The organism is Streptomyces wuyuanensis, from assembly GCF_900103455.1.
Classification (GTDB): domain Bacteria; phylum Actinomycetota; class Actinomycetes; order Streptomycetales; family Streptomycetaceae; genus Streptomyces; species Streptomyces wuyuanensis.
This window is the reverse complement of record NZ_FNHI01000012.1, coordinates 127,638-142,171: the sequence shown is the minus strand read 5'-3', so window position 1 is coordinate 142,171 and position 14,534 is coordinate 127,638. Positions and strand designations below refer to the sequence as shown.

Here is a 14,534-nt window from a genome sequence, read left to right as displayed (position 1 = left end):
CCGCGTCCGGGCGGGGAGGGCGGCGGCGCAGCCGCAGACGGGCGGACATGCCGCTGCTGGGCGGCATCCGTCCGCCCATCGCGCTCCTGTGCGTGCTGATCCTCGCCCTGGCCGGTCTGACGGCCAAGGTGCTCGGCCCCGGCAGCGACCCGGTCGTGCCGAAGGCGGTGCTGTCCTCGCAGCAGCACTTCGCGGAGGACGGCGCCATCGCCCTGCGCGCGTCGATCGACGAGCGGGTCACCGACCTCCAGCGGACCGCCGCCGCCCTGAACGCGGGTGCCCCCGTGGAACCGGAGCGCGTGCTGTCCGACCTGGGCAGGACCTACCAGAAGTGGACCGGCACCACCGTGCTGGACCTGGAGAGCGGGAAGGTCCTCGCCGCACGCGGGGAGGCGATTCCACTCGCCTGGTTGGACAAGGACGTCCTCACCGGTGACAACGCCCTCAAACCCCACATGGTGCGGCTGGAGACCGGTGACGTCCGGCTGATGACGATGGTCGTCCTCGACTGGAAGGACCGGCCGCAGCAACTGCTGGTCGCCTCCAACAGCCTGACCGTCCCCGCCATCACCCTCGGCCCGTTCCGCAGCATGGCGGTCGCCACCCGGGACGGCGAGGTCCTCGCCACGGCCGGTTTCGAGCAGGCCGAAGCGCTGAACTCGGACAAGCAGCGTCAGGAACTCACCTTCCTCCAGAAGCAGATGTCCCGCCTGTCCGACCAGGCGGCCGAACGGACCCAGCAGCACCCCTTCAGCGCCAAGGAACCCGGTTCCCGGGGCTACCCCGGCGTCAGCGGGACCCTGCTGGGCGACGACTACAACGGCCGGATCGCCACCGCCGGTTACGCCTCCCTCGCCTCCTCCGACCCGGAGGAGAAGGAGAGCGTCGCCGCCGGACTCGGGCTGACGGTCGTGGCCATGCTCCCCGTGGTCCAGCAGGAATCCGGTGAGCAGGACCGGAAGCTGTTCGGGCTCGTGGCGGCCGGCGCCCTCGTGGTGCTCGGGATGCTGGCCGCGGCCGTGCTGTGGGCGACCGTGCAGCGGCCGCTGCTGCGGCTGTTCCTGGAGTCCCGCCGGCTCGCCCGTGGCGATCTGACCCGGCCCGTCGCGGTGCCCCGCTGGGGAGAGGCCGCCCGGATCGGCTCCGCCCTGGAACGGCTGCGCGAGCAGCTGCGCGGCGCGGGAGACGAAGACGCCGCTCCCCGCGGCGGCAGGAGCCGGTTCGGGACACGCGGACCGCTGGTGCTGACGGGTGCCCTGCTGCTGCTGTGGTGCGTCCCCGTCGGCCTGCTGCTGAACCGCACCGACGGCTCGGTCAGCGTGCCCGCGGCCATGGTCAACGACCAGCGCGACCGCACCGACCTGATCGCCGACCGGGTCCGCCGGGCGCTGAACGAGGCCCAGGCCGACCTCGTCTCCACCTCGCGCCTGATCGATGCGGACAACCCCGGCGCCACGGCGGACCGGCTGACCGACGCCCTGCGCAAGCACACCCGCTACCAGGCGCTGTACGTCGTCGGTGAGGGCGGCAAGGTCCTCGCCCGGGCCGGCGGCGACCCGCGCCCCTGGAGCGAGGGCGAGGACCTGCCCCTGGTCCGTGTGTCCGGCAAGGGCGAGAAGAAGCCGACGGTCCAGGTCGGCGCGCCCGTGCCGAAGCACAAGGGCACGACCCTCGTCGGCGAGCTGCGGGTGGAGTTCCTCAACTCGCTGCTGAAGCGGCCCGGCCTCGGCGAGGTCCGCGTCGTGGACGCCGACGCGCAGACCCTCGCCGCCAGTGACGGCTTCCTCGCCTTCGAGGAGCTGCCGAACGACGCGCTGCCCGACCTGGTCCGGGCCGCCGCGGTCCAGGTCGGCGCCGGCCCTGTCGAGAACGGCCTCCTCATCCGTGAAGGCGGCCGCGTCACCGTCGCCGCGGCGGCCCCGTTCTCCGGCGGCGGCGTCGCGGCCGACGTCGGCTGGAGTGTCGTCAGCTGGCAGAAGGCCGACCGCTTCCAGATCGCCCCCTACGAGCGCGAGGACCGCAGTGTCCTCGCAGGGATGCTCGGACTGGCCGCGATCATCGTCTGCCTGGGCTGGGTGCACCTCGTGGTCGCCCGTCCGCTGCGGGCCCTCGCCACCAGTGCCGAGAAGCTCGCCGACGGCGACCTCAAGACGGTGCTCTACCCCCGTTACCAGGACGAGGTGGGAGCCGTCGTCCGCAGTCTCGAACTGCTCCGGCAGCAGTTGCAGGCCCACAGACAGAACCAGGCGCGCCGGCCCGCCGACCAACGGCTCCGCGTCGGAGGAAGGTGACCGGCTGTGCTCTACCTCTACTTCGTCCTGCTCATCGGCGGGGTGTTCCTGCTCGCGGCCGGAATCGTCGAGCAGCGCAGGCACTACGCGGCCCTGCACAGCATCCCGTCGCGTGTGCTCGTCAACGGCATCCGCGGCAAGTCCTCCATCACCCGGCTGTGCGCGGGCGCACTGCGCGGCGGCGACCTGGTCACCGTCGCGAAGACGACGGGGACGGCCGCACGCTTCATCCACCCCGACGCCACCGAGGAGCCGGTCTACCGCAAGTTCGGCATCGCCAACGTGGTCGAGCAGATCGGCATCGTGCGCCGCGCGGCCACCTACCGGCCCGACGCGCTCGTCATCGAGTGCATGGCCGTCATGCCGGCCCTGCAGGAGGTGAACCAGAGCAAGCTGATCCGCTCCACGATCGGCGTGCTGTGCAACGTCCGTGAGGACCACCTCGCCGAGATGGGCCCCACCCTGGACGACGTGGCCCGGTCGCTCTGCCGTTCGATGCCGGAGAACGGCATCTGCGTGACCGCGGAGAAGGAGCGGTTCCACATCCTCCAGGAGGAGGCCGACGCCCGTAACTGCGAGCTGGTGTACGCCGACCCGGAGTCGGTCACCGACGCGGAACTGCGCGGCTTCAGCTGGTTCACCTTCAAGGAGAACGTCGCGATCGCCCTGGCCGTGGCGGAACTCCTCGGCGTGGAGCGGCAGGTCGCCCTGCAGGGCATGTACGACGCCCCGCCGGACCCGGGTGTCCTCTCGGTGGAGCGCTATGTCACTCCCGAGGGCAAGCGGCTCGCGTTCGCCAACGTCTTCGCGGCGAACGACCCCGAGTCCACCCTGATGAACATCAACCAGCTGCTCGACCTGGGGGCCGTCAACCGCCCTCTGAACGTCGTGATCAACTGCCGCCCCGACCGCGTCGAACGCAACGGGCAGATGGGCGAGATCATCCCCGATCTGAAGCCGGACAACGTCTTCGTCATCGGGCATCCCGCCAAGAGCGCCATCGACGCCATCCCCGCCGAGTGGCGCGACCGGGCCGTCGACCTGGGCGGCGAGCGGCGCTCCGCCGAGGAGTTCATGCCGGCCCTGCTCGACCGCATGGCCTCGGGCTCCTCGCTCGTCGCCATCGGCAACATCCACGGACAGGGCGAGGAGCTGCTGGAGTACCTGGCCGAGCTCCCGGCGGACGAGAGCGAGAGCGGCTCCGCGGGCGAGGAGCGGCCGCCGGCCGCCGCCGCGGTTTCCCAGCCGGCACGGCTGGACCCCTTCGCCACGTACCCCGTGGCGTACGAGGAGCGCTACCAGGCTTCCCAGACACAGGAGATTCCGGTGGTCCGCATCCCGGTCCAGCCGTCCGGACCGGCCGCCGACGCCCACCGGGCGCCGGAACCGCAGACCGAGCAGCAGTGGGACCCGCACGCCCGGGCCCGTGCTCAGCAGGAGTGGGACCGGCGGGCCCAGGCCCAGGAGCGCTGGGACCACCAGGCCCGGCAGCAGTGGGACCAGCAGGCCGAGGGGCGGCAGGCGTGGCCGCACGCCGAGGATCCGCACGGCCGGCCCCGCCACCCCACGGCCGAGGGCGGCGGACAGCCCCCGTCGTACTCCTGACCCTCGCGGGCCGGGCGGCCCCGGCCGCCGTCGACCGCCCAGCCCCCACAATCCGTACACCGCCCGGAGACCCCGTTGACCACCGCCGCCCTGACCCCCGAGATGGCAGCCCTGGGCATCGCCATAGGCCTGTTCTTCTCACTGCTGTGCTACCTCACCACGAACCTCTCGCCCGGCGGGATGATCACGCCGGGCTGGCTCGCCCTGACCCTCATCGAGGACCTGCAGCGGGCGGCCATGGTGGTGGGCGTCACCGCCCTGACCTACGCGGGCACCAAGGTCATGCAGCGGCTGGTGATCCTCTACGGCAAGCGGCTCTTCGCCGCGGTGGTGCTCCTCGGGGTGCTGCTGCAGGCCACGGTCATGATCGTGCTCTCGATCGAGTTCCCGCTGCTGTACGGCAACCAGACCCTGGGGTTCATCGTGCCCGGACTGATCGCGTACCAGCTGGTCCGCCAGCCCAAGGGGCCCACCCTGCTGGCCACCGGCGCCGTGTCCCTCATGGCCTACATCGTCGTCGCCGCCGGCCTGCTGCTCGGCGTCATGCCCGCCGTCTGAGAATCGAGGAAGAGCCAGCGATGGCAGGAAAGAAGAAGTCGCGCCCGGTCGTCTCGGGCCTGGTGGTGCTCGGGCTCGTCGCCACGTCCGGATATCTCACCGTGGAGCTGCGCAAGCAGGAGGAGCAGGGGATCACGGAGGTCCGGAACGTCGGGGTCCTCAACGGGACCCGCGGCTCGGGCGCTCCGTCCGAGGACAAGGGCGACGCGTCCTGGTCCCGGCTGGAGAACCCCGCACGCAGTGTGCTGCGCGGCTCCGACGGCCAGGTCAAGGCGGTGCTGACCGACGGGGCGCGCACCGCGACCCTGACCGGTCCCGCGCGGACCTTCGCCGAGCCGTCGTCGACCGCCTCCAAGGTCTCCACGACCGACTGGGTGCGGCTCATGCCGGAACCCTGGAGCGAGGGCGCACAGAAGGAGAAGTGGTTCAAGGACTGGTACGCCGAGAACCGGGACAGCAAGGAGGACGACGTCTTCGCGTTCGCCTTCCAGTACGTGGCCGGGGCACCCCAGAAGAAGGACGGACAGGGCATCGCCTTCCGCGGTGACGCGAACTTCGGTCCTCTGAACACCTCGGGCGCCGAGGGCGGCGACCTGCGTCTGGAGCAGTCCGACTTCTACGACTACCTCGGCGTCCCTTACCCCTTCCGGGACGGCGCCACCGGCTCTCCGGAGGCCATGCGCGCCCGCTCCCTGGACTGCTCGGGATACATCCGCATGGTGCTGGGCTACCGCGCGCGCTATCCGCTGATGTCCTCCGACAAGTCCGGCGACGGCCTCCCGCGCACCGCCAACGGCATGGCCCGCTCGAAGCAGGGCGTCGACGTGCTGCCGCTCACCGGGGTGTCGGTGAAGGACCGCCCGTCGGGCATCGACCAGCTCCAGCCGGGCGACCTCGTCTTCTTCAAGCTCGACGCGCGCACCAACGAGCGACTGGACCACGTGGGCATGGTGATCGGCTACGACACCGAGGGCCACCTGATCTTCATCTCCAGCCGCGAGGAGGTCAACGGGCCCACCATCGGCGACATCGGCGGCGCCTCCCGTCTGGACGGCAACGGCTACTACGCGAAGACGCTGCGCAGCGCCAAGCGCCTGTGACGTGATCCGGGCCGCGGCGGCGCGGCCCGGGTGCCGCGGGGCGTGCGCCGACACTCGGCCGGCGCCCCGGGACCGCCCCGGGAGCCGCCCGGCCCGGCCGTCAGCCCGCCGGGGCGGTGGCTGCCGCGGACGCCTGCATCTCGCCGCGGCGCACGATCTGGCGGAACGTGAACTCCGCGAGGTCGTCGCCGGGCTGGAACGCCTTGGTGTCGCCCTTCGTGACGGACTTGCCGTTGATGTGGCCGGTGGTGGTGAAGTAGGCGTACCTGCCGTAGGAGTTGCCCACGAAGCGGCACACCGGCCCTCCCTTGCAGAAGGCCGCGACGCCCGACCCCGAGAGCGGGGCGATGTTGCGGGCCGACTGCTTCACGGCCGCCTGGGCCTGCGCCTGGGTCGGGAACACGGCGACGCCGATCGTCACGGCCACGCCGTCCTTCGTGTACGTGGCGCGGATGACCTGGTCGCAGCCGTGCGCGCGGAGCGCCGCGCCCAGCGACGCCTGGGTCGCGGAGGCGCAGTTCGTCGTGCGGGCCGTGGGGCCCTTGGCGTAGACCCGGTCGCCCATCGTGAGCTTCTTCCCGGGGAAGAGGGTGTCGGCGCTCAGCGGCGCGGTGTCCTTCTTCGCGCTGGAGATGAAGTCCTTGGGGTCGGGCGGCGGCGGGGGAGCGACCGTGGAGAACGACGGCTCCGGCTGCGTGGTCTGGTTCGGCAGCTCGGGCGCCGTGGGCAGGTCACTGGCGTTCTTGCCGGAGGGCGCCGCGTCGTTGGTGAAGACGACGGCCGTGGCCACGATCGCGGCGACGGCGGCCGTCGCGACCCCGCCCGCCCCGATGAGCAGCCACCTCTTGCGCCGCGCCCGCGCGGCGGAGGCGTCGGCCAGCGCCGCCCAGTCGGGCGTCGACGACGACGAGGCCTCCGGCTCACCGTACGACTGGTACGGCTGCCGCGGCTCCTGCGGCCACTGCGATCCCCCAAAGCTCATGCCGCGCATCCTAAACCTGTTGGGCGTGAGCATGTCCTGCGGTGACAATGCCCACCATGGGACATCTCGAGGCCGCGCATCTGGAGTACTTCCTCCCGGACGGGAGGGTGCTGCTCGGCGACGTGTCGTTCCGGGTGGGCGAGGGATCGGTCGTCGCCCTGGTGGGGGCGAACGGCGCGGGCAAGACGACGCTCCTGCGGCTGCTGTCCGGCGAGCTGAAGCCGCACGGCGGCACGGTCTCGGTGAGCGGCGGCCTCGGTGTGATACAGCAGTTCGTGGGGTCGGTACAGGACGAGCGCACGGTCCGGGACCTGCTGGTCTCGGTGGCGCCGCCCAGGATCAGGGACACGGCCCGCGCGGTCGACGAGGCCGAGCACCTGATCATGACCGTCGACGACGAGGCCGCGCAGATGCGGTACGCGCAGGCGCTCAGCGACTGGGCCGAGGTGCAGGGGTACGAGGCCGAGACCGTCTGGGACATGTGCACCACGGCCGCGCTGGGCGTCCCCTACGAGAAGGCCCAGTGGCGCCTCGTGCGCACGCTGTCCGGCGGCGAGCAGAAGCGGCTGGTGCTGGAGGCGCTGCTGCGCGGCCCGGACGAGGTGCTGCTGCTCGACGAGCCGGACAACTATCTGGACGTGCCGGGCAAGCGCTGGCTGGAGGACCGGCTGCGGGAGACCCGCAAGACCGTGCTCTTCGTCTCGCACGACCGGGAGCTGCTGGCCAGGGCCGCCCAGAAGGTCGTGGCCGTGGAGCCGGGCCCCGCGGGCAGCGACGTCTGGGTCCACGGCGGCGGCTTCGGGACCTTCCACGAGGCCCGGCGTGAGCGTTTCGCGCGCTTCGAGGAGCTGAAGCGGCGCTGGGAGGAGGAGCACGCCCGGCTGAAGGCACTGGTCCACAAGCTGCGGCAGCAGGCGGCGATCAGTCCCGACATGGCGTCGCGGTACCGGGCGATGCAGACGCGGTTCCGGAAGTTCGAGGAGGCCGGCCCGCCGCCGGAGCCCCCGCGCGAGCAGGACATCCGGATGCGGCTGCGCGGCGGCCGGACCGGGGTACGGGCCCTGACCTGCGAGAACCTTGAACTGACGGGGCTGATGAAGCCCTTCTCGCTGGAGGTCTTCTACGGCGAGCGGGTCGCGGTGCTCGGCTCGAACGGCTCGGGCAAGTCCCACTTCCTGCGGTTGCTCGCGGGGGAGGGCGTGGCCCACACGGGGACGTGGAAGCTGGGCGCCCGGGTGGTGCCCGGGCACTTCGCCCAGACGCACGCCCACCCCGAGCTGCTCGGCCGCACGCTCGTCGACATCCTGTGGACCGAGCACGCCAAGGACCGCGGGGCCGCGATGAGCGCCCTGCGCCGCTACGAACTGGAGCGCCAGGGCGACCAGACGTTCGACCGGCTCTCGGGCGGGCAGCAGGCCCGCTTCCAGATCCTGCTGCTGGAGCTGCGCGGCACGACCGCGCTGCTGCTGGACGAGCCGACCGACAACCTGGACCTGGAGTCCGCGGAGGCGCTTCAGGAGGGCCTGGAGGCGTACGAGGGCACGGTGCTCGCGGTGACGCACGACCGGTGGTTCGCCCGTTCCTTCGACCGCTTCCTCGTCTTCGGCTCGGACGGGGTGGTCAGGGAGGCGCCGGAGCCGGTGTGGGACGAGCGGAGGGTGGCCCGGGCCCGGTAGCGGACGGCGCCGGGCCGCCGGGCCGAGCCGCGCGCCGGGCCGGGGGCGTTTTGACCCGTGCGGGGGAGCGCGGGTATTCTGCTGGTTCGTTATGCGTATTGGCTTGCTCTATCTCACGTGAGGGGCCCTTACGCCGGTTCACCGGGCCGATGACCAGCGGCATGCACTCGGGTTGCGTCCCCGATGTGCGGCCAGGGCTGTCGTGATCGTCCGGGTGGCCTTGTCAGGACCCCGTCCTCTGTGCTTTCACGAGCCGGAGGATCCCCATCACTGAAGAAGCGAAGGCTACGACCGTGCGTACGTACAGCCCCAAGCCCGGCGATGTGACGCGCCAGTGGCACGTCATCGACGCCCAGGACGTCGTCCTGGGCCGTCTGGCCACGACCGCTGCCACCCTCCTGCGGGGCAAGCACAAGCCGATCTACGCGCCCCACGTCGACGCTGGTGACTTCGTCATCATCATCAACGCCGACAAGGTGCACCTGTCCGGCAACAAGCGGACCCAGAAGATGGCGTACCGCCACTCGGGCTACCCGGGTGGTCTGCGCTCCGTCCGCTACGACGAGCTGCTCGACAAGAACCCCGAGAAGGCCGTCGAGAAGGCCGTCAAGGGCATGCTCCCCAAGAACTCCCTGGGCCGTCAGATGCTCTCGAAGCTGAAGGTCTACGCGGGCGAGAACCACCCGCACGCTGCCCAGCAGCCGGTCCCGTTCGAGATCACCCAGGTCGCGCAGTAAGTCCGGCCACCCCCTAAGACGAACAGAATCTGAGGAGAATCGTGGCCGAGACCACCACCGAGACCCCGCTCGAGGGCGAAGAGACCTACGCCGAGGTCACCACCTTCGAGTCCGAGGCCCCCGTCGAGGGCGAGTACACGAGCGAGTCGCTCGCCTCCCGCTTCGGCGAGCCGCAGCCGGCCGCCGGCCTGGGCCGCCGCAAGAACGCCATCGCCCGTGTCCGCATCGTTCCGGGCACCGGCAAGTGGACGATCAACGGTCGCACCCTCGAGGACTACTTCCCGAACAAGGTGCACCAGCAGGAAGTCAACGAGCCCTTCAAGGTGCTCGAGCTCGACGACCGCTACGACGTCATCGCCCGCATCGCGGGTGGCGGCGTGTCCGGCCAGGCCGGCGCCCTGCGCCTCGGCGTGGCCCGCGCGCTGAACGAGGCGGACGTGGAGAACAACCGCGGCCCGCTGAAGAAGGCCGGCTTCCTGCGCCGCGACGACCGCGCGGTCGAGCGGAAGAAGGCCGGTCTGAAGAAGGCCCGCAAGGCCCCGCAGTACAGCAAGCGCTAATCGCCTGCTCGCCTGTACGGCGTACGTTCGCCCCGGCGGCACTCGGTGCCGCCGGGGCGTTCCGTATATCGGACCCGGGGCGACCCCCCGGGGTGACACGGCCCCCCACCCCCGGCGTATAACGGCACCTGGGGGACCCCGCACCCTCGCGCAGGGACCCCGCGGGGGCTTGCGTTATCGGAGCACAATCGGAGGACACCAGTGGGACGACTCTTCGGCACGGACGGTGTGCGCGGCGTCGCGAACGCGGATCTGACGGCGGAGCTGGCGCTCGGCCTGTCGGTGGCGGCGGCGCACGTGCTCGCGGAGGCGGGCACGTTCGAGGGCCATCGGCCGACGGCGGTGGTCGGTCGTGATCCCCGCGCGTCCGGGGAGTTCCTGGAGGCCGCCGTGGTGGCGGGCCTCGCGAGCGCGGGCGTGGACGTCCTGCGGGTCGGCGTGCTGCCCACCCCGGCGGTGGCGTATCTCACCGGCGCGCTCGGCGCCGACCTCGGCGTGATGCTCTCCGCGAGCCACAACGCCATGCCGGACAACGGCATCAAGTTCTTCGCCCGCGGCGGTCACAAGCTCGCCGACGAGCTGGAGGATCGCATCGAGGCCGTGTACGAGGAGCACCGCACGGGTGCGCCGTGGGACCGCCCGACCGGGGCGGGCGTCGGCCGCGTCCGGGACTACGACGAGGGCTTCGACAAGTACGTCGCCCACCTCATCGCCGTGCTGCCGAACCGGCTGGACGGGCTGAAGGTCGTCCTCGACGAGGCGCACGGCGCCGCGGCCCGGGTCTCGCCCGAGGCGTTCGCGCGGGCTGGTGCCGAGGTCGTCACGATCGGCGCCGAGCCGGACGGTCTCAACATCAACGACAACTGCGGTTCGACCCACCTGGGCCTGCTGAAGGCCGCGGTCGTCGACCACAAGGCCGACTTCGGCATCGCCCACGACGGCGACGCCGACCGCTGCCTCGCCGTGGACGCCGAGGGCAACGAGATCGACGGCGACCAGATCCTCGCGGTGCTGGCGCTGGCCATGCGCGAGGCGGGAACGCTGCGCGGCAACACCGTCGTCGCCACCGTGATGTCGAACCTGGGCTTCAAGCTGGCGATGGAGCGCGAGGGCGTCGAGCTGGTGCAGACCGCCGTCGGCGACCGCTACGTGCTGGAGTCGATGAAGGAGCACGGCTACGCCCTGGGCGGCGAGCAGTCCGGCCACGTCATCGTCCTCGACCACGCCACCACCGGGGACGGGACGCTCACCGGACTGATGCTCGCGGCCCGCGTCGTCGCGACCGGCCGCTCCCTGGCCGAGCTGGCCGCCGTCATGGACCGCCTGCCGCAGGTCCTGGTCAACGTGCCGGACGTCGACAAGTCGCGTGTCTCGTCGTCGGCCGAGCTGGCCGCAGCGGTCACCGACGCCGAGCGGGAGCTCGGCACCACCGGCCGGGTGCTGCTGCGCCCCTCCGGCACCGAGCCGCTGGTGCGGGTGATGGTCGAGGCCGCGGACATCGAGCAGGCTCGCTCGGTGGCCGGCCGGCTGGCCGACGCGGTCAAGTCCGCACTGGGCTGACGCGGGACTCCCCGGCCCGCCGTTCGGGCGAACGGCGGGTGTCGCGGCCCGGGGCCCGGCGGCGCGGCTCGTACGTTCGGCTGGCATGACGTACGTATCAGCTGACCGCGTGTCCGGGCCCAGCCGTCGCGCCGCACTGGCCGGGCTCGTCGGCGGGGCCGGGGCGGCCGTACTGGCCGGGTGCACCTCGCAGGGGGCGAGGCCCGCCAACGCGCCCACGCCGAGCGGGGCCCGATCGCCGCAGGCGCAGGCGGGCGACCCGACGCCCGGCGCGATGACCCTGTTCAAGGACCCGGCCTTCAACTTCAACGGCCTCCTGGCGCTGGGCGGGTCCGGCGCCGGCAGCGCGGAGGTGGGCGAAGTCCTCACCGCCGTGAACGCCATCAACAAGGCCGGCCTCTCCTCGCAGACGTACGTCGAGACCTTCCGCAAGCTCGGCGACCAGCTGATGGAGCCGCCGGAGGGCAGCAAGCCCGACGACCAGACCACCCGCTTCCGCGCGCTGCGGGCCGCGCAGTACTACGGCCAGGCGCTGTTCTTCGTGCTGGGCTCGGACGACCCGGGCAGCGAGGAGGACCTGTACAAGGCGGGGCGCGGCGCCTGGGACAAGTTCTGCGACCTGTGCGACCCGGCGCCGGTGAAGGCGAACGTCCCGTACGGCAAGACCCCGCTGCCCGTGTGGTTCTTCCGGCCGGACCCGTCGAACACCCGCCGTCCGACCGTGATCCTCACCAACGGCAGCGACGGGCAGAACGTCGACATGTGGACCTACGGCGTCCCGGCCGCCCTGGAACGCGGCTGGAACGCCCTCGTCTACGACGGCCCGGGCCAGGGCCAGTTGCTCTTCGTGGACCAGGTGGTCTTCACTCCGACCTGGGAGAAGGTCGTCGGGCCCCTCGTCGACTGGCTGTCGAAGCGTTCCGACGTGGACGCGTCCAAGATCGGCCTCACCGGGCTGAGCATGGCGGGCGACCTGGCGCCGCGGGCCGCGGCCTTCGAGGACCGGATCGCGGCACTGGTCGCGATGCCGGGCTGTGTGGATCCGTGGCTGGGCTTCCCCGCCGAGATCCGGCAGATCCTCACCCCGAGCAAGGAGGAGACCAACGAGATCTGGAACAAGGAGGTCGTCCCCCAACTGCCCCCGGACGCAGCCGCGACGATGAAGAAGCGTATCGAGCCCTTCTCGATCCCGGCGATGCTCTCGGCCCGCGAGGGCAAGATGTTCACCGACTTCTACACACCCGCCAGGCTCATCCAGTCGCTCAAGATCACGGACGTTGTGCCGCGCATCAAGATGCCGACGCTCGTGCTCGACTACGAGGACGAGCAGTTCTACCCCGGCCAGGCCCAGCAGATGTTCGACACCCTGACCGCGCCCAAGGACTATGTGAAGCTCACCGCGGCCCAGGGAGCGCAGCTCCACTGCTCCCCGATGGCGCCGCAGCTGCACTGCGAGGTCGTCTTCGACTGGCTCCAGGGAACACTGGGGTAGTCCGCCCGACGCTGGCGGGCACGGCACGAGGCCGGGCCCGCCCCGTCTCCGTTGCGGGCTCGGCAGCCCCGGTTCAGTCGCCCCGCAGCAGGTCGAACACGTCGACGGGCGGCGGGAATCGAGGGGCGCAGCCGCGGCAGGCGTAGACGTTCCAGCCGGGGCCGCTCGCGCTGTGGACCTCGTGCACCAGCACGGGCTCGTCCGTGACCTGCTCGCAGCGCACGCACATGCGCACGGGCGACGGCCGGTCCGGAGGGCCGGTGCCGCTCATGCGGCCGCCTCGTGGGCGAGGGTGTCGCCGAGGTAGGGCCGTACCAGGGCGCTCACGTCCCCGTCGAGCGGTCCGTCGAGGCCGTAGGGGCTGCGGTGTGCGGGAAGGGGCGGCGCCGGGCGCACGACCGGCGCGGGCGGGGGAGCGAGGCCGGGGCCCGCACCCGCGGGGAAGTGCCGGTCCAGCCAACTCCGCAGCCATGCGGCGAGGCGGGGGATAAGGTCGTTCACGTCATCGGCTCCCTTGGTTCCCTTGTCGGTTGATGGCCACGCCCCGGGACGGCTGCATCCGTCGCCGGGGCTTGTCGTCGCAGCGTAGAGGAGGTGTACTACCCCCGTCTACCCCCTGGGGTAGCTATGGAGTGTGGGCGCCCGCCGTCTACGGTCGCGATCATGAAGATTGACCGGGAAGGCCCCGTGCCGCCGTATCAGCAGATCGCCGCGTTTCTGCGGGAGCGCATTGAGAGCGGCGCGATTCCTCCTGGGCGGCGCATTCCGAGCCTGGTCGAGCTCGAAGCGGAATTCGGCGTGGCCAGGGACACCCTGCGCAAGGCCGTGAAGGTGCTCAAGGACGAGGGCCTCGTCGAGACCGTGACGGGCATGGGTGTCTTTGTCGTCGACGGCGGGGGAAGGCGCAACTGAGCGACGGGCTGCCTGCCGAATCGTTTGCTTGGAACGCCCGCGCGACGCTTCAGGCCGTCCCGGCCGGCTTCCGCATCGACCGGCGCTGGCGCGTCCACAGCCACTTCTGGACGAACAGCGTCAGCGTCCCCGCGATGATGATCCCGAGCAGGTTCACCACGAGTTGCAGGCTGGAGCCTCCTGCCTGCCCGTAGTCGCCGTAGCTGAGAGCCACCGCCGCGTTGGAGGCCGCCGGGACCGTCGTCACGGAGATGGCGACACCGACCAGCGCCCCGGACTTGGCGGACGTCAGCGACAGCGTGCCGGCGACGCCCGCGAGGACGGCGACGACGAACGAGAACGCGTCCGGGTCATAGATGAAGGCCGTGTTGGGGCGGTCGCCTTCGAGCATCGAGAAAGTGAACAGCCCGACTCCGTGCATGAAGAGGCTGAAGGCGACCGTCACCGCCATGGCCACGGCGAACCCGACCACCAGGGCCACCAGCGAGCGCACGGCGAGCCGGGGGAGCCGCTGCACCACGGCCGTGCTGAAGCCGGCGAGCGGTCCGAACTCCGGGCCGACGGCCATCGCGCCCACGATGAGGATCGCGTTGTCCAGGACCACACCGCAGGCGGCGATCATGGTCGCCAGCGTCAGGAACGCCAGATAGGTGACGGAGAGGGTCGACTCCTCATGGGTCGCGTCCGTCAGCTGCTCCCACAGAACCGCGTCCGCGGGCTCGCCCGGCGCCTCCTCCTCGGCGTCGTCGGCGCGTCTCGACAGCGACAGGTCGATCGTCTCCACGGAGATCGCACCGTCGCGGTCGAGGCCCAGTTCCCGCAGACTGCCGATCAGTTCGTCACCGGCCTCGCGGGCGACATCGCACATGACCAGGTCCCCGGACGGATGGCGCGCGGCACCGGCGAGCACGGCGAGGTGCGTCGTGCCGACCGTCCTCTCGATGGTGTCGACGACCCGCTCGGTGCGGTCGGGCGGGACGATCAGGCGCAGGTGCAGCACGCGGACGACTCCTCGGCGTTGGTCCGTTCGGCCGGTCCGGCCGTGGCGGCGGACGGCGGAC

The 14,534-nt window shown here is 71.5% G+C and carries 14 protein-coding genes; 10 read left to right on the top strand and 4 right to left on the bottom strand.

The window, feature by feature from the left end:
• Positions 1-47 precede the first annotated feature (47 nt).
• The 4 genes from BLT82_RS18975 to BLT82_RS18960 all read left to right on the top strand — a co-directional run bounded on the left by BLT82_RS18975 (position 48) and on the right by BLT82_RS18960 (position 5,554).
• Positions 48-2,291: a HAMP domain-containing protein gene (locus BLT82_RS18975; RefSeq protein ID WP_208867982.1), complete on the top strand. Its 2,244-nt coding sequence runs from the start codon at positions 48-50 to the stop codon at positions 2,289-2,291.
• Positions 2,292-2,297: 6 nt separating this feature from the next.
• Positions 2,298-3,896 carry a poly-gamma-glutamate synthase PgsB gene (pgsB, locus tag BLT82_RS18970; protein WP_093656358.1) on the top strand — a complete coding sequence of 533 codons (1,599 nt, stop codon included), beginning with the start codon at positions 2,298-2,300 and terminating at the stop codon, positions 3,894-3,896.
• A 75-nt stretch (positions 3,897-3,971) separates the two neighbouring features.
• Positions 3,972-4,454, top strand: a complete 483-nt coding sequence (locus BLT82_RS18965) for a poly-gamma-glutamate biosynthesis protein PgsC/CapC (protein ID WP_093656356.1) — start codon at positions 3,972-3,974, stop codon at positions 4,452-4,454.
• Between the two features lie 20 nt (positions 4,455-4,474).
• Positions 4,475-5,554 carry a C40 family peptidase gene (locus BLT82_RS18960; protein ID WP_093656354.1) on the top strand — a complete coding sequence of 360 codons (1,080 nt, stop codon included), beginning with the start codon at positions 4,475-4,477 and terminating at the stop codon, positions 5,552-5,554.
• 100 nt (positions 5,555-5,654) lie between these two features.
• Here the strand turns inward: BLT82_RS18960 and BLT82_RS18955 are convergent, their stop codons facing one another.
• On the bottom strand, positions 5,655-6,536 hold the full coding sequence (locus BLT82_RS18955; RefSeq protein WP_093656352.1) for a hypothetical protein: 882 nt from the start codon (positions 6,534-6,536) through the stop codon (positions 5,655-5,657).
• Positions 6,537-6,583: 47 nt separating this feature from the next.
• Here BLT82_RS18955 and BLT82_RS18950 point away from each other — a divergent pair, with 47 nt between their 5' ends.
• The 5 genes from BLT82_RS18950 (at position 6,584) to BLT82_RS18930 (ending at position 12,561) form a co-directional block, all read left to right on the top strand.
• On the top strand, positions 6,584-8,212 hold the full coding sequence (locus BLT82_RS18950; RefSeq protein WP_093656350.1) for an ABC-F family ATP-binding cassette domain-containing protein: 1,629 nt from the start codon (positions 6,584-6,586) through the stop codon (positions 8,210-8,212).
• 293 nt (positions 8,213-8,505) lie between these two features.
• Positions 8,506-8,949 carry a 50S ribosomal protein L13 gene (gene rplM, locus BLT82_RS18945; protein WP_017949632.1) on the top strand — a complete coding sequence of 148 codons (444 nt, stop codon included), beginning with the start codon at positions 8,506-8,508 and terminating at the stop codon, positions 8,947-8,949.
• Positions 8,950-8,990: 41 nt separating this feature from the next.
• A complete protein-coding gene (gene rpsI / locus BLT82_RS18940; RefSeq protein WP_093656348.1) occupies positions 8,991-9,509 on the top strand; it encodes a 30S ribosomal protein S9 in 519 nt (172 codons plus the stop codon).
• 201 nt (positions 9,510-9,710) lie between these two features.
• A complete protein-coding gene (glmM, locus tag BLT82_RS18935; RefSeq protein ID WP_093656346.1) occupies positions 9,711-11,069 on the top strand; it encodes a phosphoglucosamine mutase in 1,359 nt (452 codons plus the stop codon).
• An 85-nt stretch (positions 11,070-11,154) separates the two neighbouring features.
• Positions 11,155-12,561, top strand: coding sequence for an alpha/beta hydrolase family protein (locus BLT82_RS18930; RefSeq protein WP_093656344.1), 1,407 nt, complete (start codon positions 11,155-11,157; stop codon positions 12,559-12,561).
• 73 nt (positions 12,562-12,634) lie between these two features.
• On the opposite strand, the gene BLT82_RS18925 is transcribed toward BLT82_RS18930, so the two are convergent.
• Together BLT82_RS18925 and BLT82_RS18920 are read right to left on the bottom strand one after the other, a co-directional pair.
• Positions 12,635-12,832: a hypothetical protein gene (locus BLT82_RS18925; RefSeq protein ID WP_093656342.1), complete on the bottom strand. Its 198-nt coding sequence runs from the start codon at positions 12,830-12,832 to the stop codon at positions 12,635-12,637.
• Positions 12,829-13,062: a hypothetical protein gene (locus tag BLT82_RS18920; protein WP_093656340.1), complete on the bottom strand. Its 234-nt coding sequence runs from the start codon at positions 13,060-13,062 to the stop codon at positions 12,829-12,831. The genes BLT82_RS18925 and BLT82_RS18920 overlap by 4 nt, the downstream gene beginning before the upstream one ends.
• A gap of 162 nt (positions 13,063-13,224) precedes the next feature.
• On the opposite strand from BLT82_RS18920, the gene BLT82_RS18915 reads away from it, so the two are divergent.
• A complete protein-coding gene (locus BLT82_RS18915; RefSeq protein ID WP_093656537.1) occupies positions 13,225-13,473 on the top strand; it encodes a GntR family transcriptional regulator in 249 nt (82 codons plus the stop codon).
• 49 nt (positions 13,474-13,522) lie between these two features.
• Here the strand turns inward: BLT82_RS18915 and BLT82_RS18910 are convergent, their stop codons facing one another.
• The gene (locus BLT82_RS18910; RefSeq protein WP_093656338.1) at positions 13,523-14,473 is read right to left on the bottom strand and encodes a DUF389 domain-containing protein; all 951 of its coding nucleotides are present in this window, start codon (positions 14,471-14,473) and stop codon (positions 13,523-13,525) included.
• Positions 14,474-14,534: the final 61 nt, after the last annotated feature.